Annotated in this window: 18 protein-coding genes and 1 tRNA gene; 9 read left to right on the plus strand and 10 right to left on the minus strand. The window is 63.1% G+C overall.

The window, feature by feature from the left end; translation table 11 throughout:
- Nucleotides 1-234 precede the first annotated feature (234 nt).
- The 5 genes from FJW06_RS07045 (at nucleotide 235) to mgtE (ending at nucleotide 6,948) form a co-directional block, all read left to right on the plus strand.
- On the plus strand, nucleotides 235-2,055 hold the full coding sequence (locus tag FJW06_RS07045; RefSeq protein ID WP_140750024.1) for an extracellular solute-binding protein: 1,821 nt from the start codon (nucleotides 235-237) through the stop codon (nucleotides 2,053-2,055).
- A 40-nt stretch (nucleotides 2,056-2,095) separates the two neighbouring features.
- Complete coding sequence (locus FJW06_RS07050) at nucleotides 2,096-2,779, plus strand: DsbA family protein (RefSeq protein ID WP_140750026.1); 684 nt, start codon at nucleotides 2,096-2,098, stop codon at nucleotides 2,777-2,779.
- A gap of 110 nt (nucleotides 2,780-2,889) precedes the next feature.
- A complete protein-coding gene (locus FJW06_RS07055; protein WP_140750028.1) occupies nucleotides 2,890-3,153 on the plus strand; it encodes a hypothetical protein in 264 nt (87 codons plus the stop codon).
- 260 nt (nucleotides 3,154-3,413) lie between these two features.
- Entirely contained in the window at nucleotides 3,414-5,303 is a 1,890-nt protein-coding gene (locus tag FJW06_RS07060) for an ABC transporter ATP-binding protein/permease (RefSeq protein WP_181178177.1), read from the plus strand.
- Between the two features lie 280 nt (nucleotides 5,304-5,583).
- On the plus strand, nucleotides 5,584-6,948 hold the full coding sequence (mgtE, locus tag FJW06_RS07065) for a magnesium transporter (protein WP_140750032.1): 1,365 nt from the start codon (nucleotides 5,584-5,586) through the stop codon (nucleotides 6,946-6,948).
- Nucleotides 6,949-7,058: 110 nt separating this feature from the next.
- Here the strand turns inward: mgtE and gor are convergent, their stop codons facing one another.
- The 3 genes from gor to rpiA form a co-directional block, all read right to left on the minus strand.
- Nucleotides 7,059-8,447, minus strand: a complete 1,389-nt coding sequence (gene gor / locus FJW06_RS07070; RefSeq protein WP_140750034.1) for a glutathione-disulfide reductase — start codon at nucleotides 8,445-8,447, stop codon at nucleotides 7,059-7,061.
- Between the two features lie 117 nt (nucleotides 8,448-8,564).
- Nucleotides 8,565-9,182 (minus strand): DUF2059 domain-containing protein, encoded by a 618-nt coding sequence (locus FJW06_RS07075; RefSeq protein WP_140750036.1) that lies wholly within the window; start codon nucleotides 9,180-9,182, stop codon nucleotides 8,565-8,567.
- Nucleotides 9,183-9,203: 21 nt separating this feature from the next.
- The gene (gene rpiA, locus FJW06_RS07080) at nucleotides 9,204-9,899 is read right to left on the minus strand and encodes a ribose-5-phosphate isomerase RpiA (protein WP_140750038.1); all 696 of its coding nucleotides are present in this window, start codon (nucleotides 9,897-9,899) and stop codon (nucleotides 9,204-9,206) included.
- 159 nt (nucleotides 9,900-10,058) lie between these two features.
- On the opposite strand from rpiA, the gene FJW06_RS07085 reads away from it, so the two are divergent.
- Nucleotides 10,059-10,739: a phosphoglycolate phosphatase gene (locus FJW06_RS07085; RefSeq protein ID WP_140750040.1), complete on the plus strand. Its 681-nt coding sequence runs from the start codon at nucleotides 10,059-10,061 to the stop codon at nucleotides 10,737-10,739.
- Between the two features lie 66 nt (nucleotides 10,740-10,805).
- Here FJW06_RS07085 and FJW06_RS07090 read toward each other — a convergent pair.
- From FJW06_RS07090 to FJW06_RS07095, 3 genes are all read right to left on the minus strand, one after another.
- A tRNA-Val gene (locus FJW06_RS07090) sits at nucleotides 10,806-10,880 on the minus strand.
- A gap of 111 nt (nucleotides 10,881-10,991) precedes the next feature.
- Nucleotides 10,992-11,162 carry a hypothetical protein gene (locus FJW06_RS30045; RefSeq protein WP_167449170.1) on the minus strand — a complete coding sequence of 57 codons (171 nt, stop codon included), beginning with the start codon at nucleotides 11,160-11,162 and terminating at the stop codon, nucleotides 10,992-10,994.
- 98 nt (nucleotides 11,163-11,260) lie between these two features.
- Nucleotides 11,261-11,524: a hypothetical protein gene (locus FJW06_RS07095; RefSeq protein ID WP_140750042.1), complete on the minus strand. Its 264-nt coding sequence runs from the start codon at nucleotides 11,522-11,524 to the stop codon at nucleotides 11,261-11,263.
- Nucleotides 11,525-12,056: 532 nt separating this feature from the next.
- On the opposite strand from FJW06_RS07095, the gene FJW06_RS07100 reads away from it, so the two are divergent.
- Complete coding sequence (locus FJW06_RS07100; RefSeq protein ID WP_140750044.1) at nucleotides 12,057-12,740, plus strand: Crp/Fnr family transcriptional regulator; 684 nt, start codon at nucleotides 12,057-12,059, stop codon at nucleotides 12,738-12,740.
- A 64-nt stretch (nucleotides 12,741-12,804) separates the two neighbouring features.
- Here the strand turns inward: FJW06_RS07100 and FJW06_RS07105 are convergent, their stop codons facing one another.
- Nucleotides 12,805-17,031: a cytochrome P450 gene (locus FJW06_RS07105; RefSeq protein ID WP_140750636.1), complete on the minus strand. Its 4,227-nt coding sequence runs from the start codon at nucleotides 17,029-17,031 to the stop codon at nucleotides 12,805-12,807.
- A 118-nt stretch (nucleotides 17,032-17,149) separates the two neighbouring features.
- Nucleotides 17,150-18,931: an adenylate/guanylate cyclase domain-containing protein gene (locus FJW06_RS07110; RefSeq protein WP_140750046.1), complete on the minus strand. Its 1,782-nt coding sequence runs from the start codon at nucleotides 18,929-18,931 to the stop codon at nucleotides 17,150-17,152.
- Nucleotides 18,932-19,349: 418 nt separating this feature from the next.
- Between FJW06_RS07110 and FJW06_RS07115 the strand changes: the two genes are divergently transcribed.
- Nucleotides 19,350-19,607, plus strand: coding sequence for a PepSY domain-containing protein (locus FJW06_RS07115; protein ID WP_140750048.1), 258 nt, complete (start codon nucleotides 19,350-19,352; stop codon nucleotides 19,605-19,607).
- Nucleotides 19,608-19,790: 183 nt separating this feature from the next.
- Nucleotides 19,791-20,276, plus strand: a complete 486-nt coding sequence (locus FJW06_RS07120) for a hypothetical protein (protein WP_140750050.1) — start codon at nucleotides 19,791-19,793, stop codon at nucleotides 20,274-20,276.
- A gap of 40 nt (nucleotides 20,277-20,316) precedes the next feature.
- Here the strand turns inward: FJW06_RS07120 and FJW06_RS07125 are convergent, their stop codons facing one another.
- Nucleotides 20,317-22,200 carry a murein L,D-transpeptidase gene (locus FJW06_RS07125; RefSeq protein WP_140750051.1) on the minus strand — a complete coding sequence of 628 codons (1,884 nt, stop codon included), beginning with the start codon at nucleotides 22,198-22,200 and terminating at the stop codon, nucleotides 20,317-20,319.
- 219 nt (nucleotides 22,201-22,419) lie between these two features.
- A complete protein-coding gene (locus tag FJW06_RS07130; protein WP_140750053.1) occupies nucleotides 22,420-23,166 on the minus strand; it encodes a 3-oxoacyl-ACP reductase family protein in 747 nt (248 codons plus the stop codon).
- Between the last annotated feature and the right edge of the window lie 43 nt (nucleotides 23,167-23,209).

Below are 23,209 nucleotides of genomic sequence, written 5' to 3' on the forward strand. Positions count from 1 at the left end.
CTACCTGTTGCCCAAATGAGGCAACAGGATGACTTCGGAGCGCGTGTTACACTGCCAGCGGCGTCGAATCCAGCCCGGTTTCCGCGATTTCTTTGCGGTTTGGTGTCCGCGGGAAGAGTGCGATCGGCGATGCAGCGGCTGAACCCGATTTCCATTGGCGCGCCGATTCAATCGGATGGCGAAATGCTCTACGGTGCACGGCGAATCACAAAGCCGCCCGGCAAGGAGACGGTCATGGACCGCGTTCTCGTTCGGCTGATCGCCGCGACGTCGTTTCTGGCTCTTTCGCTCCTTCCGGCACAGTCGGAGCCGAAGCACGGTATCGCCATGCAGGGCGAACCGGCGCTGCCGCCCGACTACAAGCATTTCGACTACGTCAATCCGGATGCGCCGAAAGGCGGAAGCGTCACCTATTGCGTCGTCGGCTCCTTCGACAACCTCAACCCCTTCATCCTGAAAAGCCTGCGCACCACGGCGCGCGGGATGATCGATACGGTCTACGGCAATCTCGTCTTCGAGCCGCTGATGCAGCGCAACTATGACGAGCCTTTCAGCCTCTACGGGCTGCTGGCCGACAGCGCCGACATGGATCCGGAGCGCAAGAGCATAGAGTTCCATCTCAATCCCAATGCAAAATGGTCGGATGGGCAGCCGGTGACACCGGATGACGTGCTGTTCACCTACGACGTTTTCAAGGACAAGGGCCGCCCACCCTATAGCGACCGCATGAGCATGATCGGCAAGCTGGAGAAGACCGGCGAGCACAGCGTGAAATTCACCTTCAACGACAAGGCCAACCGTGAATTCCCGCTGATCGTCGCGCTGACGCCGATCGTTCCCAAGCACGCCTTCGACAAGGACACCTTCGACAAGACCACGCTGAAGCCGCTGATCGGCAGCGGCGCCTACACCGTGGACAAGGTGTTGCCGGGGCAGCGTATCGTCTTCAAGCGCAATCCGGATTATTGGGGCAAGGACGTCCCATCCAAGCGTGGCTTCGACAATTTCGACCAGGTCACTATCGAGTATTTTCTCAACGCCAATGCCAAGACGGAAGCGTTCAAGAAAGGCATCTGCGCCCTCGACGACGAGACCGATCCGGTCAAGCGCGAGCGCGACATCGACTTTCCGGCGTTCCGGAGGGGCGATGTGAAGGAAGAATATTTCAACACCGGCATTCCCCCGGTGGTGACCGGCTTTCTGTTCAACACCAGGCTGCCGAAATTCGCCGATCCCGTGGTTCGCCGCGCGCTCGGCATGCTCTACGACTTCGAATGGGCGAACAAGAACCTGTTCGGCGGCAAGTTCAACCGTACCATGAGCTATTGGCAGAATTCCGAGCTGTCCGCGCTCGGCCATCCGGCCGACGACCGAGAAAAGGCGCTGCTTGCTCCCTACCCCGGCCGCGTGCCGCCGGATGTGATGGACGGCACCTGGCGCCCGCCCGTGACGGACGGTTCGGGCCAGGATCGCAAGGTGCTCAAGGCCGCCTTCGACTTGCTTAAGGGCGCCGGTTTCCACCTCCAGGGCGGCAAGCTGCTCGACCCGCAGGGAAATCCTTTCGGCTTCGAAATCCTGACCTCTTCGCAGGATGAGGAGCGGCTGGCTGCCATCTACCAGCGCACGCTGGAAAAGATCGGCATCAACGTCGGCATCCGCGCCCTCGACGGCGACCAGATCCAGTCGCGCAAGCAGCGTTACGATTTCGAAGTGCTGATCGGGACAAGCGGCTTCAGCAATTCGCTGTCGCCCGGCAGCGAGCAGCTCGGTCGTTGGGGGTCGGTCGCGGCGAGAACGGAAGGATCGTTCAATCTCGCAGGCGTCGCTGATCCCGCGATCGACGCCGCGATCGACGCCATGCTGAATGCCCGCACCAAGGAAGACTATGTCGCGGCGGTGCGCGTGCTCGACCGGTTGCTGATCTCCGGCAACTACATCGTGCCGATGCAATACAACACCCAGCAATGGCTCGCTTACTGGAGTTATCTGGAACATCCGCAAAAGACCCCCATATTCGGCTATCAGCTGCCGACCTGGTGGCGAAAGCCGAACTGAAGCCAGCCCAACCCGATCCGAAACCAAGCAGGAGACGAGCATGAGCGCCGAGAACTCCATCACAGTGGATGTGGTGTCCGATGTCGTCTGCCCCTGGTGCTTCATCGGCCAGAAGCGCCTTGATAAGGCCATTGCTTCAGCAGGCGGCGTCGACGTGCATGTCCGTTGGCGGCCGTTCCAGCTCGATCCGACCATCCCTTCGGGAGGCATGGATCGTCGCCAGTACATGCTCGGCAAGTTCGGCAGCGAGGAACGCATCCGCGAGATCCACGCGCGCATCGAGCCGCTCGGCGAAGCCGAGGGCATCCATTTTGTCTTTGGCGCCATCAAGGTCGCCGCCAACACGCTGGACGCGCACCGCGTCATCCGCTGGGCGGGCGCCGCGGGCGAGGACGTGCAGAACCGGCTGGTGCGCCGCCTCTTCCAGCTGAATTTTGAGGAAGGCGCCAATATCGGCGACCATGCCGTGCTGGTGAAGGCCGCCGGCGAGGCCGGCATGGATGCGTCGGTGGTCGAGACGCTGCTGCCGACCGACGCCGATGTCGATGCCGTCCGCAACGAGATCTCCACCGCCTCGCGCATGGGCATCACCGGCGTGCCCTGCTTCCTGCTCGAAGGCAAATACGCTGTGATGGGCGCGCAGGATGCCGACACGCTTGCCGATGCGATCCGTCAGGTGGCCCAAGCCAAGGCGCGCGGCGAGTTGGAAACCGCCGCAGGTTGAGTGCTCCATCTACGCAATTTCGCGCGGAGCCGTCGCGTACTTTTCCTGGATTGCCGACTTAACAGTCGGCCCGGCACACACGATCTAGTGAATCGCCCTGGAGACGCGCCATGGTCGGTCATGTCCGTTTCGCCACCGGCGAGATCGTGATCGACAAATACGACGCTGCCGCAAAGACCATCTCCAGTCATTTCAGTGGCTCGGGAAAAGACGAATCAAGCAAGCCTGAAGAGCTCACCGACGGCAAATTTTCGGGCATTCCGGTCACCGAGCAGCAGCCGTTTCGGCCGATCGGGGCCTCTTTTTCGTTCACAAACCCGTGTTTTTTGCTTCCCTGGGGGAAGGTCCGCGCCCGCTGGCTCAACCGCCTTTAACGCACTGGAATAAAAGATGAAATCACCGCGATCGGCGATCCGCCTGCACCCGCTTTCTGTTGCCCACGCGCCACGGCGGGTAACCCCGTTAACATTCTCCGCCAGAAAATTAATGGAAAATGATCAATTGGTGTTACCCTATGTAATAAACTAAGAAAGGTTTGGGCGGGATCGTGATTGAGGTCGGTAGACCGCAACGTACAGTACCGGAGCAAACATCCAGCGAGGCGAAGACCTCGCCCCTGACGCCGGTATCGTCGATGCGTACATTCTGGGGACTGATGCGAGCCTACTGGTTCTCCGACCGGTGGAAGGAAGCCTGGACCCTAACCCTCGTCATCGCGCTGCTGACCGCTCTCTCAAGCAAGGCCGGTGTCTGGTTTGCCCTGGCATTGGGCGAGCTGGGCAATTCGATCGCCTTCCTCCATGACGCCGCCAACCCCCATCCGCTGCAGACCATTCTGACCAATGCCGGCATACTGGTGCTGCTGGTGGTATTGAAGGATGCCGGCTTCACCGGGGTGCGCAATCTCGTTTCGACGACCTTGCACCGCAAATGGCGGGGCTGGCTGAACAACCAGTTCAACCAGGCCCTGCTCGACGGCAACCATACCCATTTCCATGCGCAGCACGGCTCGGTCGCCGGCAGCATTGTCGCCCCCGACAACATTGACCAGCGCATTCAGGAATCGATCAAGGACATGACCGGCGGCGCCATCGGTCTCGCCATGGGTGTCCTAGGCGTGGCGACGTCGCTTTATTTCATCGGCGAAAACCTGATCGGGTCATCGGTCGAGGTCAAAGGCCTGGAATTCCTGGGCAGCTACGGCACGGCGGTCCTGGCTTTCCTCGCCGTCGCCACCTACGTGCCGCTGAACACCTGGATCGCCGTCAAGCTCGGACGACTGCTCGAGCGGCTCAATGTGCGCATGCAGCAGGCCGAGGGCAGCTACCGCAGCGAGCTGACGACGTTCCTGCGCCGCAGCTTCCATGTCGCCGCCTCGCATGGCGAAGGCGTGCAGAAGTCGATGCATGACAGGCTCTATGTCGATATCGACAAGACGTGGGGGCGTCTCAACATTGTCAACACCAGCTACACGTCGTTCGAGCTGATCTACAATTTCGTCGGCGCACGTATCGTTGCCTACGCTCCGGGCCTGCTGTCGTTCATCCATAACCGTCTCGACTACAAAGGCTACATCACCGGCTCCGAAATGGTCGCCCAATTGATCAGCCAGTGCTCGTGGTTCATCCATGTGATGCCGGCGATCGCGACGCTCAGGGCCAACAGCCAGCGCGTGACCGAACTCGCCAATGCCATCGAAAACGTCCAGCATCCGCAGGAATTCTATCAGCAGACCGGCCGCTCCGACTTCAGCTACGCGATCCAAAACCCGGTGTTCGGCCTGACCATCCAGAGGCTTGAGCTGGCGCATCAGGGTGAGGACGCGACACCCTTCCTAAGCGCCGCCAATCTGCGCTTCCGCCGCGGCGAATGGACCTTCCTCAAGGGCGAGTCCGGCTGCGGCAAGACTTCGCTGATCAAGGCGATCAACGGCCTGTGGCCCTACGGCCGTGGCACCATCGTCTTCCCCGAGGGCGTGACGAGCTTCTACGCCGCTCAGGAGGTGAAGCTGCAGCAGGTCTCGCTGAAGCAGCTCGTCTGCCTGCCGGGTTCAGAAAACGACCATAGTGACACGCAGGTCGCCGCAGCCTTGCATAAGGCCGGTCTCGGCGACTTCATCGGGCACCTGGCCGACGAGAGCCGCGAGGGCAAGATCTGGGATCAGGTGCTTTCGGGCGGCCAGAAGCAGAAGCTGGTGGTCGCGCGCATCATCCTGCAGCAGCCGGGGCTTCTGTTCCTCGACGAGGCGACCGGCGCGCTCGATCCGGAGGGCAAGATCGCGTTCCACCAAGCGATCAAGGACAATTGTGCGAACGTCACCGTCATCAGCGTCATGCACGAGGCGGTGGCGCCGCGCTCGCTTTCCGGCGAAGAGTTCTATCACAGCGTGGTTTCGATCGCCGACGGCGTCGCCACCAAGAAGCCGATGGCGCCGAGCCTCCCGCGCGAGCTCACCACCATTCTCGCCCAGCCGCAGCCGGTCGAGGACAAGTGGCTGCGCTTCCGCCGGCTGAAGCAGAAATAGAAGTTATACCAAGCCTTTGACCGGCGGCCGTGGCCCGGCCCGGGCTGTCGTCGATCACAGTCTCGCGATCCGGCCTCCCCGCATCCATTTTCAGCGCCCTTCGCGATTGACTCGGCAAAATGCGCTCCTATGTTGCGCGCGCTCGCTGATTTCCAACTCGAACCCCGCGAGCAGAAAGGTCAACCCGCCATGCCTGGCGACAGTCACAGTCGAACGCAACCGCCGTCCGCCCTGACGTGACCTGATGGCTCACGTCCTGCCGGACGGCAAGGAGTGAGCCATGAACGAATTCGCACCCGTATTGGACGACGAAGCCGTCGCCGTCGCCCGTGTTCTTGCCAACGATCACGTCGCCGACGTCGTCGAAGCCCTCAACCACGAGCCTCGTGAGACAGCCATCGAGCTGCTCTGCGCCGTGCCGTTCGAGCGGCTGGTCGAGATTTTCGACCAGCCGGAACTCGAGGCAGCACCAGAGCTTGCCGAGGCCCTGCCGCGCCCGAAGGCGAGCAAGCTCCTGACCGCGATGTCGGTCGACCGCGCCGCCGACATCTTGCGCGAGCTGAACGAACCGGCCCGCTCGGAGCTGCTCGGCGCCTTGGCGCCGCCGCTGCGCGCTACGCTACTGTCCATCCTGGGATATCCGGAAGGCAGCGCCGCCTCGATCATGACCACGGAATTCGTCAGCGTGCCTTCCGACTGGACCGTCGGCCGCACGCTCGACTACATCCGCAAGGTCGAGCGCACGCGTGAAACCATCTACGCCATCTACATCGTCGATCCGGACACGCAGCTCCTGCTGCGTTCGACCGGATTGCGCCGGCTGATCGCCGGCAACCCGGAGGATTCGATCCTGTCGGTGGCGCCCGACCGCGTGCCGGTGACGGTGACGCCGCTCACCGATCGCGAAAACCTGGCGCAGACCATCTCGAAATACGACCTGCTCGCGCTGCCTGTCGTCGATCACGGCAGGATCCTCGGCATCGTCACCGTCGACGACATCATCGACACGATGATCGAGGAGACGACCGAGGACGTGCATCGCTTCGGCGGCATGGAGGCGCTGGACGAGCCCTATATGAAGATGAGCTTCCTCGCTATGATCCAGAAGCGCGCCGGCTGGCTCTGTGCGCTGTTCCTCAGCGAGATGCTGACGGCTAACGCCATGCAGAGCTACGAGGGCGAACTGGAAAAGGCGATCGTGCTGACGCTGTTCATCCCGCTGATCATGAGTTCCGGCGGCAATTCCGGCTCGCAGGCGACGTCGCTCGTCATCCGCGCGCTGGCGCTGCGCGAGATCGGGTTACGCGACTGGTGGCGGGTGGCGTTGCGCGAGCTGCCGACCGGGGTGGTGCTCGGCTCGATCCTCGGCATCGTCGGCATCTGCCGCATCGCGCTCTGGCAGTATTTCGGCTTCTACGACTACGGTCCGCACTGGATGCTGATCGCCGCGACGGTAGGCGCGGCGCTGATCGGCATCGTCACCTTCGGCTCGCTGTCGGGATCGATGCTGCCCTTCGCGCTGAAGCGCATCGGCTTCGACCCGGCGAGCGCCTCGGCGCCGTTCGTCGCCACGCTCGTCGACGTCACCGGGCTGGTGATCTACTTCTCGGTGGCGCTGTTGATCCTGCGCGGCACACTGCTTTAAAAAAGCAATTCCAGGAAAACTGTGTAGCGGTTTCCGTCAGGAATTGCGCAAAAACAAAGACTTAGAGACAGTTTGGGGTCGCCGGCGTCGCTGGCGACCCCATGCTACAATCAAACCCGTTCGCCGTTCTTCACGCGATAGGTCGGCTTGTACATCGTCACCAGTTCCTCGGCCGCGGTCGGATGAACGGCCATGGTGCGATCGAAATCGTCCTTGGTGAGGCCGGCTTTCAGCGGGATGCCGAGAAGCTGTGCCATCTCGCCGGCGTCGGGGCCCAGAATATGGGCGCCGATCACCTTCCTAGACGCGCCGTCGACCACCAGCTTCATCAGCATCTTCTCGTCGCGGCCGGACAGCGTGTGCCGCATCGGACGGAACGACGCGCGATAGATCTCGACGTCGGGGAAGCGCTTGATCGCGTCGTCTTCCGACAGGCCGACGGTGCCGATCTCAGGCTGCGAGAACACCGCCGTCGGAATGGTGTCGTGGTCCGGCGCGGTCGGATTGTCCTGGAAGGCGGTCTCGATGAAGCACATCGCCTCGTGGATGGCGACCGGCGTCAGTTGCACGCGATGGGTGACGTCCCCGATCGCCCAGATGTTGTCGACACTGGTGCGCGAATATTTGTCGACGACGATCGCGCCCGTCTTGCTGAGTTCGATGCCGACGCCCTCCAGGCCCATATTCTCGGTGTTGGGAATACGCCCGATCGCCAGCATCACCTGGTCGACCGTCAGGGTTTGACCGGACGACAACAGCACGTCCAGCCTGCCCTCCGGGGTCTTGCGCACCTGTTCCGAAACCGCGGGGCAGAGGATCCTGATCCCCTTCTTCTCCATCGTCTCGTGCAGCGAGCGTCGCAGATCCATGTCGAAGCGGCTGAGGATCTCCTGGCCGCGATAGACGAGCGTGGTGTCGACGCCCAGGCCGTGGAAAATATTGGCGAATTCGACGGCGATGTAGCCGCCGCCCTCGATCATGATCGCCTTCGGCAGTTCCTTGAGATCGAAGGCCTCATTGGAGAAGATGCAGTATTCGTGGCCTGACAGTGCCGGATGCGGCGCGGGCCTGCCGCCGGTAGCGATCAGGATTTGGTCCGCGTTGACGGTGCGATCTTCCGCGACCAGATAAACGGAATGCGGGTCGACGAGCACCGCGCGCGAATGAAAGGTCTCGCCGCCGGCGCCTTCGACATTCTTCTTATAGACCGCTTCGAGCCGCGCGATCTCCTTGTCCTTGTTGGCGACCAGCGTCTGCCAGTCGAAGCTCGCCTCGGGCACGGTCCAGCCATAGCCGGCGGCGTCGGCGAAATGTTCGGGAAACTGCGAAGCATAGACGTAGAGCTTCTTCGGCACGCAGCCGCGGATGACGCAAGTGCCGCCGAACCGGTACTCCTCCGCGATGGCGACCCGCTTGCCGAGGGCTGCCGCCACCCGGGCCGCTCTCACTCCGCCCGAGCCGCCGCCGATGACGAACAGATCATAGTCATAAGCGGCCATCGCGACGGGCTCCTGGGGATGAGAAGGACGGGTCACAGGTAGGCTGCAAAACCACAAAAGAAAAGCCCGGGAAACCCGGGCTTTGTGGTCCAGCGGCCATGGGCCGGTCGACGCAGATCAGTTCTGCGAGTCGTCCGCAGGGGCCGAATTGTCGGCGGGAGCCGAATTGTCTGCCGGAGCTGCGCCGTCGGCGGGCGCCGTGGCGTCCGGAGACGGTGCTGCCGGCGCCTTGGCCTTGGCTGCGGCCGCGAGCGTCTCGCCGACCTGCTGCGCCAGGTCGCGGGCAACACCGTTCTGCCAGATGTCGGCGGCCTTCACGAGGTCGCGCGTCACCGCGGGGCCGCTGTCCAGAAGCTTCTTGCCGGCTTCCGAGCTGTAGAAGGTGGCTATGTCGTTGAGCTCCTGTTCGGAAAACACCTTGGCATAGGCAAGGGCTGCTTCCTTTTCGAGATCGGCGCGGCGCGAAGCAAGGGCGAGCGCCTTCTCGGCCACGGTCTTGCCGATCAACTCCTGCATGTCGGGATTCTTCTGGATAAGCTGCGCTTCGAGCGCGCCGGCAGCCTGCGGCAGGATGTTGTCGAACGTGTCCGTCGCATGGATCGCAGCGACGGCTGCGCGCGCCGCCTTCAGGTGCGATTCGCTGACGTCCTGCGCAAACGCCGGCGAGGACAGCGCAAGAACGGCCGAGGCCGCCAGAAACATCGAAAGGCGGCGAACTCGTTTAGGCAACATCATGGTCGGTAGAACTCCCTGGTTTCAGGCTGCATGGACGGTTTCGATACCGTCGCCGCCGGCAATGATGGCCGTTGACGCCAGCCCGATGAATAGACCGTGCTCGACAACGCCTGGAATGGCGAAGAGAGCATTCGAAAGCGCTCTTGTATCCGGAATGCGGCCAAAAGATGCATCGAGGATAAAGTGGCCGCCGTCTGTAACAAATGGCTGGCCCCCCGTCATCCTCAATGTAACCAGGCCGGAAAGGCCGAGCTTTGCCGCGGTGGCTCGAACCGCGATCTCGGTGGCGCGCAGGCCGAACTGATTGACCTCGATCGGCAGCGGGAACCGGCCGAGGGTCTCGACCAGCTTGGATTTGTCGGCAATGACGATCATGCGCTGGGACGCTGCCGCGACGATCTTCTCGCGCAGCAGCGCGCCGCCGCCGCCCTTGATCAAGGTCAGGTCCCGATCGACCTCGTCGGCGCCGTCGATGGTAAGGTCGAGTTCCGGCGTGTCCTCCAGCGTGGATAGCGGCACACCGAGCTCGCGGCAGAGCGCCGCGGTGCGCTCCGAGGTCGGAACGCCGATGATCTTGAGGCCGGTCGCGACCTTCTCGGCCAGAAGCCGCACGAATTCTTCCGCCGTGGTGCCGGTGCCGATGCCGAGCCGCATGCCGCTGCCGACATGGGCGAGCGCGGCCCGCGCGGCTTCGACCTTCAACTGCCTTGCATGCATGGGAACCCCGATTTCGCCGGTCTCGCGGGCCTCCTAGCATTTTTGCCTGCCCCGTCAAAGGCTCCCTCGTTAAAGGCTCTGTGGACCGATCGAGGCTCCTTGCTTGAACCCTGGCCAGCCTGTATCGGCTGCGGCAACGCAATTGTTGCAGGACAGCCCATGACCCGCCCGATCATTGTCTTCGACCTCGATGGTACGCTGATCGATACGGCACCGGATTTGCTGGACAGTCTCAACCACAGCCTGGCGGCAAGCGATCTCGCCGCCGTCGATGAAGCGGGCTTCAGGCGCTTCGTCGGCCATGGGGGGCGCGTCATGATCGAACGCGCGCATGCCGCGCAGAACAAGGCGCTGGCGGCCGAGGAGCACGACCGGCTCCTGAAGCTGTTCCTCGACCACTACACGCTGAACATTCCCGGAAAATCCCGCCCCTACCCCGGGGTCATCGCTGCGCTCGATCGTTTCCAGGCCGCGGGCTACCTGATGGCGGTCTGCACCAACAAATACGAAGCGAACTCCGCGACGCTGATCGGCGCGCTCGGCATGTCGAGCTATTTTGCCGCGATCTGCGGCCAGGACACGTTCGCCTTCCGCAAGCCCGACCCGCGCCATCTGACCGAGACGATCAGGCTGGCCGGCGGCGATCCGAACAGCGCCGTGATGGTCGGCGATTCGCAGACCGACATCGACACCGCCAAGGCGGCCGGCATTCCCGTGGTCGCAGTCGATTTCGGCTACACCGACCGCCATGTGCGCGAATTCGAACCGACGCTGGTGATCTCGCATTTCGACACGCTGACGCCGGACCTGGCGGAGCGGCTGATCGCGGCGGCGCGCTAGGTTTGCGACCACTGAGCTAAATTTGGTGGGATTCGTGAGATCATCCAACCTTTTCAGAAGGTTGGATGGTGGGCGATGCAGGGATTGAACCTGCGACCCCACCCGTGTGAAGGGTGTGCTCTCCCGCTGAGCTAATCGCCCGCTTGTTGCCCGAAGGCCAAGCGAGCCGCGATATAAGGGAGCCAGGCTCTCGAAGTCAAGGCGATCTACAGACGATCTTTCAAGGCCTTCAAACCTCGATCACGCCGTCGCCTAAATCAGCCCCCTCCTCACATTCATCCGGGTCACGGCCGTCACCAGAACGGCGCCGGTCATGAAATAGAGCGTGGCGATGATGTGGCCTTGGTGGAAATGCAGCCCGGCAAACAACAGGGCCGTGACCACGGCAAGGAAGGCGATGACGCGGGAGAAGGCATCGGGCATGGGGCGACCTTGTGCAATGTGTTGAGTGGCCGCCCTCATTCAGCCGCTCGCTCCATAGAGCGGTTTTCGTTTTTTCGCAATCCGCTCGTTGCGGACTGTCAGGCTAGGTCCACTTCCACCCACAGTCCGCCTGGCCCGCGCGCCGCGCCACCGACGAAATCGGTGAAACCCGGCCAATGCGGCGACGTGCCGTCGAGCTTGTTGCCGGCAAGCAGGCTGAGCGTGCCGGTGCCATGGCCGCGATTGCTGGTGAGCGTGCCGGCCTCTGCTTCGATCCCGCCAATCCGGGGCGGCCGGCCTCGCATCGCGAGGCCCGCGCCGTCGCCATGAACCTTTACAAGGAGTCCCTTCGCGGCCGCCACGGCGTGCCTCTCCCCAAAACCAGCCATGGCGCCGACCGTCCGCTCCAGTCAAGCCAAGGTTTCTGCCATGCTTCGATTGAGCTCTTTGCCGACTAGGCAATCATGCAGCCTGTCTTCAAAGCAAAGGCGACCGAGTCATGAACCCACATATTTCAGACACGACAGTCGCTCCCGCGGACATGCATATCTGTGAGCGCCTTCACATACACCGAACAGGATTTGCGCGCAGATATTGCATCGGATTCTCGATGAGAAATTTCGATCACCTAGCCATTTTCAGATTTGCTGTCTGCGCGCATGGGCGCCTCCCACCCAAGCGCGCGGACGGCGTTTCGAAGGATCGGCCCGCAACCGCCATTGCGCCCGGTCTCCTTGCAGTTTGCCGGCTTGTCCGAATTCGGCGTGTCGGGCGTGACATCAGACCTCCTGTCCGCCCTGCCGAATTCGGTCAGCCACCACAAAAGGAGACGACGCTTTGATCGAGCACGCACTTGTCCTACAATTTCCGCTCAACGAGAGGCGGAATCGTATCATGGCTACAAACGGCGCGGACGACAGGAACCTGCCGCGCCTGGCGCGCATAGACCCGCGCCAGTTCGACCTGCTGTTCGCGGGCTGCAAGCTGGAGCGCTATGCCGCCGGCCAGCATTTGTTCGTCCAGGAGGATGCGTCCGACCGCATTTACGGCGTGATGAGCGGCACCGTCGAGATTTCGATCTATTCGCCGGGCGGGCAGAAGCTGGTGGCCAATATCGAGCTGTCGCGCAGCCTGGTCGGCGAGATCGGGGCGCTCGACGGGCGCCCGCGCACCGCGACCGCCATCTGCCTCACCGCCTGCGAGCTGGTTTCGCTGAGCCGGACACAACTCTTTGACCGCATGGAGAAAAACCCGCCTCTCGCACGCGCGATGATCGAGTTGCTGTGCGCGAGACTTCGCTGGGTCAGCGGTGAACTGGGCGACCAGGCCTTTTTCGGCATCGAGGCCCGGCTGGCAAAGCGGCTGGTTTTCCTGAGCGGCGTCATGGCCGACAGCGCCGGCTGGATTCCGATTTCGCAGTCGGAACTCGGCGAGTTCCTCGGCGCGACGCGCGAATCCGTCAACAAGACGCTGAACGATTGGCGCAACCGCCAGATGATCGCCATCAAGCGCGGCGGGTTGCGCATCACCAATCTCGCCGCGCTGAACCACATCGCCGAATCGCAGGACGACGACTGAGCGTTCGGATTCCGCGACCTCGCCGGGTTTCTCTCGTCTCGACGAAGCGACCAGCCGCATCAGATCACAACCGCGAGATCATATAGCGCAGCGCCGAGCGGCTCGGCATGAAGAAATAGCCGCCGCCCCTCGTGGTGACGAACTGCGGCACATCCTTGAGCACAGTGACTTTTTCCCAGGAAGGGATCGAGAACCGGCCGCCGCCACGCCGCGCGCCGATTGTCGGATCCGTCTCGCCCACAAGGCCCTGGAACGAGTTCGATGAGACCCAGGTCTGCTGGATGAACTCGTATTGGCGTTCGATATCGGCGTTGAGGCACATGAAGAGCAGTCCCTTCTCTGTCTTCCCGCCTTTGCCCTTCTTCTCATAGGTGCGGCCGACGCGCAGGATGCGGTGGCGCTTGCCGATCCTGATCTGCGTCTCGCGATCCTCGCCCAGCGAATCGCGCGGATTGGAACGGCGTATGTGGGAGCCGAGCGGACAAGCATGCCCCTGCGGGTCTTCGGCGCCGAGCGCGAAATCATTGTCGATGCCGCGGCCCGGACGCCCGTTCGGGTTGCGCACCAGCGAGCTGCCGTCCTGCCAGCGGCCGAGCATCTTTGCCGCCACCCAGCGCGGTGTAATGGCTGCATCGCCGGTTTCGCCGGAGGCCCGAACGGCCGCCTGCCGGCAATAATCGTCGAACAATTCGACATGCTGCTCGAACTGGCGCACGACGAGGAAGGTGCCGTTGCGGCCGAAATCGCGCGGCGGAGGCGGTTGCCCCGGGATCTGCCGGTTGCGCCGCACCTGCGACAGGATGCCGGTGCGGTCCAGCGCCGCCTCGACCGATGGCGAAGCCGGGTAGAAGCCATGCTCGTCGCGATAGCCGAACAGGAACTCGCCGGGCGCGACGAGATGCATGGGCGCGGCTCCCTTGGCGGCGCGCGCCGTGCCCCGTACGATCGGCTGCGAGACGCCGTCGACGAAACCGAAATGCTCGACCGCCCGCTTGCCGTCGCGCTTCACCAGCAGCGGCAGCTCGGTGGTCACGGACATGCCGGCACCCGTCGTCTGTCGCTTCATGGCCGCGATTTCGGCTTTCAACGCGGCCGGCGTCTCGGCGTAGCAGACGATGACGAGGTCGACAGGATTCTTGGGCGAGCCCCATTGCCATTTGTCGGGAGCGTCGGGACCGGTATCGTTGAGGATGCGGCTGCGCTCGGGCGTCCCCATGCCTTGGCGGAAAGCGACCGGGAACGTATCCAACGGCTCGTCGTCGACGCCGCCTTGAAGCCCGAGCCGGCGCAGGCCGTTGGGGCCGAACGCCACCGTCATGGCACGGCCGGCCGGCACGCCGTCGCCGAAGCTGGTCTTGTCGATGACGAAATCGAGCCACGCCTTGCGCTTGGCTGCCGGCAAACCATCCGGCACTTCGATCGCAAGCATATGCGCGTGACCGAGCGCACCGAATGGGCCGAAGAAGATCGACTGGATTTCCCCGGATTCCAGCTCTTCGAGCGGGGCGGACGCCGGTTCGGGCAAGCTGGTCGTGTCCGCCGGGCGCGCTTGCGGGCGCGGCAGGGAGCCAAACAGGCTTAGCCAGTCGCGCGCCTCGTTGCCGGTGGCCGAAGCGATGCCCCGCCTGATCCTGGAGTTGATGCGGATGCGCGTGGTGTTGAGATGCGGATAGGCGCTATACCAGAACAGCGTCGGCACCTGCTGGCGCCGCGCCCAGCGCTTGAAGCGATCGCCGTCGCGCGCGCCGTCGAGGAACAGCCAGCGCGTGCGCGGATAGCCTTCAGTGTTGCTCCACACACCGGTCAGGCCGGCCGCGGCCTTGGCGATGAAATCCTCGAGATAGCTTTCCCAGCTGCCGCCGTAATTGGAAAAGAACACCAGCCTGTCCGTGCCGGGCAACAACACCCAGCGGGCGAAATGAATGGTGTTGATGGTGGCTAGGAAGCCCGGACGGAATACTTTCTGCGCCGATATCGAGATGAGATAGAAGGTGAGCCTCAGCGCGAGCCGCCTCAAGATCCCAGGCTTCATCGTCGAGATCGCCGTCAGGTTATTCTGCGCGGTGTGATCCTCCTTGGCGAGGATCTTTTCGAGCGCGCCGATATCGACCGGGGTGTTCGCCGGCCGGTCCTTGTCCTCGAGCCGCCTCAGCGCCAGGAAGCAAAGGCCTAGGAACAGGAGGAGAATGGCCAGCAGGCCGAGCACCGAAAGCAGAAGCGCCGCCCCGGCGATCGCGATATTGGCGAAAGTGACGCCATGCGGATTGCCGAACACGAGCACATAGGTCATGCGCCAAAAAGCGAGAACGACGAGCGCGACGGTGGCGAACATCGCCGGAGTGAGCAACGTCGTCGTCAACGCGCGGGCCCAGTGGCCCGCCGGTCGTTCCAGCAAGCTTTCGGCGGGCTCGAACGCCCAGCCGAATTGCCCGAGACAGCGGACATGCAGGCGCGCCTCGGCAAGTACGTCCATCGCATTGCCGTTGCCTACGCGCGGCTTCTCGACGATCTCGCGCACGCTGTCGGCGAGCTTGGCCTCCGCCAGGATCCGCCGCACGGAATGTCCCGGCGTGCCCGAGAAAACCAGCCCGGCGGCGCTGCCGAAGGAGGGCGATATCTCGATATGGTTCTTCTTCAGGAAGTCCTCCAGCGACCCGCCATCCGGCAGGCCGCAGACATCCCTGAAGATCGGCTGCAGCCGATGCCCGATCGATTGCGTGACGGCGGCGATGACCTCGTCGGTGCTGCCGTCGCCCGAGATTTCGAGCACCAACGCGCCGGTCTCGGTCCCCGTCTTCTCGTCCTTGCCGGTCGGAACGACGGCCAGGCTGGTGAAATGAATGGTGCCGACCTCGTCGAGCGCGGCGCGGATCTCGCCGATCGCCGGATTGCCGAGATCCGCGACCTTGTCGCGCACCGCGTCGAGCGGCATCGGTCGGGTGATCGGGCAGACCACCGTCACCATCGACTGTTCGGCGGTGCGGCAAAGCGGCGAGCGCTCGAAATCGACTTTGAGGCTCGCTGGATAGGCGCCGACATTGATCATCTTGCCGGCCCTGCCCCTTGCGCAGGCCAGCTTCGGTTTGCTGAACAGGGCACGAACACATTCGCCGATCTGGATGCGGGCGATCTCTGCGCCGATGCACAGATGGATGCCGTAGCCGAACACCATGTAGTCGCGATGCGGGCGCGACGTATCGAACTCGTTCGGCCGCTGCACGATCTCCGGATCGAACATGGCTGAAAGCGTCGCCGGCATCACCACCGTTCCGGCCTTGACCAAACGCTCGCGGCGCGTGCCCTTGCCGATGACCGCGTCACGCCGCGTGTAGCGCCACGGCCCGATCCAGATCGGCTTGAAGCGCATGGCCTCCATGATCGACCGGTCGAGCTTGCCGGTATCGCCGGCCGCGATAGCTGCATCCACCGCCTGTCGCGCATCGGCTCGCGACAGGATCACATCCAGACAGTTGCCGCTGGCGAGCACGTTGGTCGGCACAAAGCCGGCGACCATGCCGAGCATGATCGAATGGATGTCGGGCAGCGAGAGCCGCCCCTGGTCCATCAACGCCACGAGGCGGGCCAGCGGCCGGTCGTCCCTGCCCGCCCTTTCCCTGATCGCGGCGATCGAGCGGTCTATGACCTTGATCAGGCGATCACCGCCGACCACGGCAAGCTGGCGCGTGGTGGGGTTTGCCGTCGGGTCGGAGAAGAACAATGCGCTGAGCGCGATCGACCAGTCGGCGAACTCGGTTTCGTCGTCGATCTCGAGGCCGAAATAATCGCGGCAGATGCGCACCGGCACGATCTTCATCAACCCGGCGATGGCATCGAAACCAGGGCTGGCGCGGGTCATGATATCGCGCGAATGGCGCTCGGCGATCGGCCGGACGATGGCTTCGACTTCCGCTGGCGGGAACGCGCTCAGCACCGCCGATTTCATCTGCCGGTACGCGGCGCCGTCCTGCATGCCGAGAATAAAATTCGAGCCCCGGGCGAGCTCGGCCATTTCCGGCCCGTAGGGCGTCTCGAACTCGTCGCCCCGCTCCAATATGTCGCGCACATCCGCGCCCTTGGTGACGAGCAGGAAATTGCCGAAGCCGAGATTCGGCCAGAAACGGCGCAGCAGCGCCAGCAGCCAGCGCGGATCGCCAAGAAGAAAACCGGCGATGCGGGAAGCGATGCCGTCCTTGGAGCGCAGGCGGTTGATGTCGAAAGGCGGCATCTCGGCGACGGGACGCTGGCTCTTCTGAGCAGCGCGGACGGCGGCGAAGTATTTCAAGGTGATCATCGCGTTCAAGCCCCCCGGCTGTCCACGTCAATGCGATGCCGGCGTTGTTCTGGCCTAGGTTTGCATCGGTCCGGCGTATGTGAACCCATTCACAGTCATTTAATGTCGGCCCCGACAATCATCCGGCAGACTTGGCCAGGTCGAAATTGCCGATCAGGAACTTGTTCTTGGCCGGGTCCGCGAACGGTATCCAACGTATCCTTTGCTCGGAAAAATCGGGATGCCTGGTCATGAAAATCGCAAGCTCGCGCGCCGCCTCGTCGCGCCGGCCGCTTCTCATCAGCGCCCCTATCTTCAGGAACCTGGCGTAGAAGTAGCCTGGCGACAGGTTGAGCGAGCGCTCTGCGGTGGCGATCGCGGCCGGCCAGTCCTCGACGAAGCAATAGGCCGCGGCCAGTTCTCCCAGGTTGTGGAAGCGATAGAGGTCGAACGGGCTCAACCGCTCGGTGTCGAGGAAGAACGGTATCGCGCCGGTCGCATCGCCAAGCAGCAAATGTGCGCTGCCCATGGCCGAGCGGGCGAAGGCAAAGCTCGGATTGATGTGGATCGCCTCGGCAAGGTGCTCGACCGCCAATGCCGGCAGGCCGCGCATGATGTCGGCTGCCCCGAGATAGGCATGGGGGCGCGAATCGAGGCTGTCCATCAGCAGCGCCTTGCGCGCAAGCGTCTCGACCTTCTCGAGATCGTCACTGTCGCCGAAACGCAGCCATGCCCGCCAGAAATACCACCATGCGAGCTCGTTGAGCACGGCGCTCGAATTCGGATCTTCCTGATAGGCCTTGTCGAAGAAGTCGAGGGCGATGTCGGTGTCGCGGCGGGTACGCCTGTTCATGTGCCAGCGGCCACGCCTGACCAATTGCCAGGTTTCGAGGCTTTCCCACGGCACTTGGAACGTGCGCGCCTGCTCGGCGCGATCGACCTCCTTGTCGAGGATGGAAACGATCTCACTGCCGATCTGGTCGCGCAGGCTGAAGATGTCGACGAGATCGCGGTCGAAGCGTTGCGACCAGACCAGGCGCCCGTTCGAGGTGTCGGTGAGCGATGCATTGAGGCGGATCTGCCTGTCGGAGCGCGCCAGCGTGCCGCCGACGATATAGCGCGCGCCGAGCGCATTGCCGATGAGCCTCGTGCCCAGGCTGTCGTCGCGAAACTGGAAGCTGGACCCCTTGGCGATGACCGAAAGCCAGCGCGTGTTGGAAAGCCCGTATATGATGTCCTCGGCGATGCCGTCGGCCATATAGCCGACATCGGGTTCGCTCCCGTTGCCCTGGAACGGCAGCACGGCGACTGCAGGCGGGCCTTTGGCGATCGGCCGGTAATGGCCGGGCGCGACGGGGATGGAAGCGAAGGAAGCCGCCGCCACGGGGCCGTTGCTGCCGCGGCCCGCGATCAGGACCTGCACCGGCAGGGCGATGTTCTTCAGGCTGAATTCGCCGAGATCGGTGAAGACGGCCGACGTCTTGTCCTTCACGTGATGCCATGTCGTGGCCGAGATGGCGACGCCGTCATGCGGCGCGAATTCCTGGAGCCGGGCTGCGATGTTCACGTCGTCGCCGTAGAGCCGGCCTTCCCGGACGATGACGTCGCCGGTGTTGATCCCGGCGCGAAACGGCATGCGCATGTCCTGGGCGACCGCGGCATTCAGCGCCACGATCCGGTCCTGGAAATCGAAGGCCGCGCGCAAGGCTTCGATCGGGGTGCCGAATTCGGCCATGATGCTGTCGCCGGCATCGCCGAACGTGCGCCCGCCAAAGGCGCCGCAACTGTCGGCGATGATGTCGCGCCTCTCCTCGAAGGCGGCGACGGCGAGCTCGTCGTCGATGCCCATCAGCCGGGAGAACCCTACGGCGTCGATTGAAATGATTGTCGCAAGCTGACGGGTATAGTTCCGTTCAGCCATGATCGAGCCCCCAGTCCCCGCTTCCAGTCCAGAACAGGCGACCTGCGCTCAAAAGAAACACGTCGCCGTCTGCCGATGGATATCCCCGGCAGGTCCAGCGCGCCATTGCCACCCTGTTATGACCAGAACTCTATCAGGGTCTTGCCGAAAGCTCTACTACGAACAGCTAATATGACAAACTCCCCATCCGGCGCATGGTTAGTCGTTCGTTACATCGAGCAACACTTCCGGACAACACCTCTACCCTTTGAATCAAAGGACCTTTTGCGCCAAGCGATTCCTAAACTGGGTCCTGCCGAACGTGGATTGGCTGCATTGAGGCAAACGCTTCGGCAAGCGTTATTCTTACGTGGCGGAACCAACCTGCCCAGGTGCGAGTTTCTGACCGCATCTGCCAACACGAGATTTGAGGGCTCTCATGCGCGCTGTTGTCTTGGCAACCGGTATCGCGGTCTTCCTGGCCGGCGGACCGGCCTTCGCGGCGGATGACAAGGCACTACCCCCGCAGAATGCCAAGAAGCTCTCGGAAATCCTCGCCAAGGTCGAGCACCGCACCGACTTCCGCTATGTGAAGGAAGTCGATTGGGACAGCGACGGCTACACCATCACCTACTACACGACGGACAAGGCCAAGGTTCAAATCACCTATGACCCCGTGACCGGCGAACCCAAATAGCCTGTGCCTCAGCGTTCCGCCAAGTCTACCGAGCATACAAGCCCCTGCCCGCCAGTGTCCCACCTCGGTGCCTTGGTGCTCAACACTCCTTCGCCGCGCGCGAAACCCGGTGCGGCGGACCACGCTTGCATCGATAAACCTTTGGTGGCTGACTGCTCGCCATGATTGCGGGCACGGGGGTGCATGGCAAAGATCGGCTACGTCCTGAAGCGCATCCTGATGGTGCTTGTCGGCTATCTGGTCGCTGTGCTCGTCGGATTGATCGCCGTGGTGGTGATCTACGCGGTATTGAGCTCGCTGCCCAATGCGCCGGCGTATTTCGGGCTTATGGAGTTCACGCCCGTCGCCGTGCTGATTGTTCCACCGCTCGGCATGTTCGTCTATTTCCTGACGATCATCCTGACGGGGATGCAGACGCTGGTCTTTGCCCTGATCGCCGAGTTCTTCTCGCTACGAAACTTTTGGCTGCACATGGTCTTCGGCGCCGCCGCCGCGGCTGCCGGTTTCATGCTGGTCTGGCGCGACACTGCCGATGACCCGGAACGCTGGGCCGATATGGGCATCATCGCCGGCGCCGGCCTGGTGGCCGGCCTGGTCTACTGGTTGGTTACCGGGCGCGACGCCGGCCTCCGCCGGCCGTTGATCAAAGCAATTCCAGGAAAAGTGTGAAGCGGTTTTTCCGTCCGGAATTGCTTGAAAGTAAAAGCGCTCAGCTTGACGGCGTGCGCACCGCTTCGGTCGCGTCCAGCGCCTGCATCAGCTTGGAATCGCGGTCATAGACGTCGTCGAAATACTCGATTTTGCCCGACATGTCCGGCCATGCGGTGAAATAAGCGACATAGACCGGGATGACACGCGTGACATTCTCGGTCGAATGGCCGTGCTTCAGTTTCTCAGCGATGTCGTCGACCGTGGTGCCGAGCACGGCGGCGGCCATGCCGCGCGGATCCTGCAACCGGACACAGCCGTGGCTGAGCGCGCGCATGTCGCGTGCGAAGAACGACTTCTGCGGCGTATCGTGCATGTAGATGGCATGCTTGTTGGGGAAGAGTATCTTCAATTCGCCCAGTGCGTTGGCCTCGCTCGGCTGCTGACGCACGCTGAAGGGGATTTTAGCGCCATACGCGCCCCAATCGACCTCAGAGGAGGGAATGCGCTTGCCGCGTGCATCCGTCACCTCGTAGCCGGCGCGGTCGAGATAGCCGGGATCGCTGCGCAGCCTTGGCAGCATCTCGTTGACGATGATCGACTGCGGCACGCCCCAATAGGGATGGAAGTCGACCTGCTTGATCTGGTTGTAGAAGAAGGCGGTCTGGTTGGTGACCCGGCCGATGACCGCGCGGGTCTTCAGCTTTTCCTCGCCGTTGTCGATATAGCTGGCGGTGAAGGCGGGCTGGTTGATGAAGACGCGCGGGCTGCCGAGATCCGATGGCATCCAGCGCAATTCCTCGAGCGCCACCATGACCTTCTCGATCTTGTCGGCCTTCGACGTGCCGGCCAGCGAAGCCACCGTGCGCGGGCCGATGACGCCATCGCCCTTCATGCCGGCGCGCTGCTGCACGGCCTTGATCACCGGCACCAGCTCGGGATCGTAGAGCTCGCTCTTGCCAAGCCTGGCGAGCACCTCGCCGTAATTGCCGCCCATCTCATCGTCGAGATTGCGCGAAATCAGCGTCAGCAACTTCGGCAGTTCGGGACTGCTCTCGCCGGGCTTGAGCAGCAATTTGGGATCGACGACGATCTCGTTTTCCTCGCTGGCCTCGAGCGCTTCCAGTTCGACCCGCAGCGCCTGGTATTCGGCATTCTGCGGGTGCCGCGATTCGAGATAGGTGCGGACCTCCTGGGTATGCGCCAGTGTGTTCAGCGCGCCTTCCAGATCGAAGGGCTTGGCCGGGAAATCATAATAACCGGTCATTCGGTTTGGGTCGACACGCCCACTCTGGGCATCATGCGCATAGCGCAGCACGCGCGCCGATAGCGCCATCTCGAAGCGCGCCAGTTCCTTGGTCCGCTCTTCCGGTGTGGCGGAACTGGCGGCAGCCGGAACATCGACGGAGTAGTCGCCCGGCGTCAGGCCGTAACTCGCCGCCTCGCCAAGCACACGCAGCGCGTCCTGCGCCCTGCTGTTGGGAGCGTTGTCGCTCACCCAGATGAAATCCGGATTGGCCGAATAATAGGCGACCAGCGCCTTGGCGATTTCCGGCTCGGCAAACAACTCGTAGTCACTCAAGCCTGCGACGGCGTCACGGAAGCTGTTGCTCGTCACCGACGGGACAAAGGCGGCGTCCTGCGCGGTCGCCGGCTGCGGCGCCGGCAGCAGCGCCTTGAAATCGACCCGCACAAGCTTGTCCGCCCTGTAGGTGTTGTAGGTCGGGCTGCTGATCCTGGCGCCACCACCCTCTTCGGCTGGCACGCTCGGCCGAATCTTGCGCGGCTTGGGCGGTGGCGGAAATTCGCCTTGCGGATTGTGCCGGATGCCGCCGCCGAACAGCATGTCGAACAGCCCTTGCGCGCTCGCCGGCTGCTGTCCGAGGGCAAGCGTCGCCGCGATCGCGATCGGCAGGACGGCCTTTTTGTTCCCGAGGATTTTCATGTTTCACCCGCACCGGTTGAAACCGGTTCCCGTTCCGCACCGCTGGACGGTCCCGCCCTCCGCATGGCGGATGTATGACGTGACTATACCGATTCATACTGATTTCGTTAAGCTTCCATAAATTTCCGGAGCCGTGTTGCAGAACGGTTTCACATCGTCGTGAGACCCGAAGCAGCGATCGCTCCGGGCCCGGCGCACTCGCAAAGGTATCGGAAACAATCAGGCGTTGGCGCCGCCATCGATGGTCAGCGATGCCCCCGTGACGAAGCGTCCTTCAGTGCTCGCCAACCAGGCCACCATTCCCGCGATCTCCTCAGCCTCGCCGAAACGCGGCGTCGCCATCTTCCGGCGCTGGTGCTCCGCATGTGGCCCGTCGGCCGGATTCATGTCGGTGTCGGTAGAGCCTGGATGAACGATGTTGGCGGTAATGCCGCGCGGACCGAGGTCGCGCGCCAAAGCCTTGGTCAGTCCGATCAGCGCCGCCTTGCTGGTCGAATAGGCGCTAAGACCCGGATCCGTTACGCGCTCGGCCAGATTGCTGCCGATCGAGATGATCCTGCCGCCATCCGCCATATACCGCGCGGCGGCCTTGGAGGCGACGAAAGGCGCTCTGAGATTGACCTCCATGCTCTCGTCGAAATCGGCGAGCGACAAGGCGTCGATCGGCCCGGCGCGCCAGATGCCGGCGCTGTTGACCAGGATGTCGAGCCGCCCGAACGCATCCATCGCGTGGTCGACGGCGCTCTCGATCGCCTGGGCGTCGCGCCCATCGGCCTTGATGGCGATCGCGCGCCCGCCGGCTGCCTCGATTTCATCGACAACCGTGCGCGCCTGCGCTTCGCCCATCACGTAGGTCAACGCGACGCTCGCGCCGTCACGCGCGAGTCTTTTCGCGATAGCAGCGCCGATACCGCGGCTGCCGCCGGTGACGAATGCGGCCTTGCCGCGCAACTGATTTGAAGACATCCGATTCTCCTTTGTGTAATGATCGATACACAAATAGCTGCCA

The organism is Mesorhizobium sp. B4-1-3, assembly GCF_006439355.1.
Taxonomy (GTDB): domain Bacteria; phylum Pseudomonadota; class Alphaproteobacteria; order Rhizobiales; family Rhizobiaceae; genus Mesorhizobium.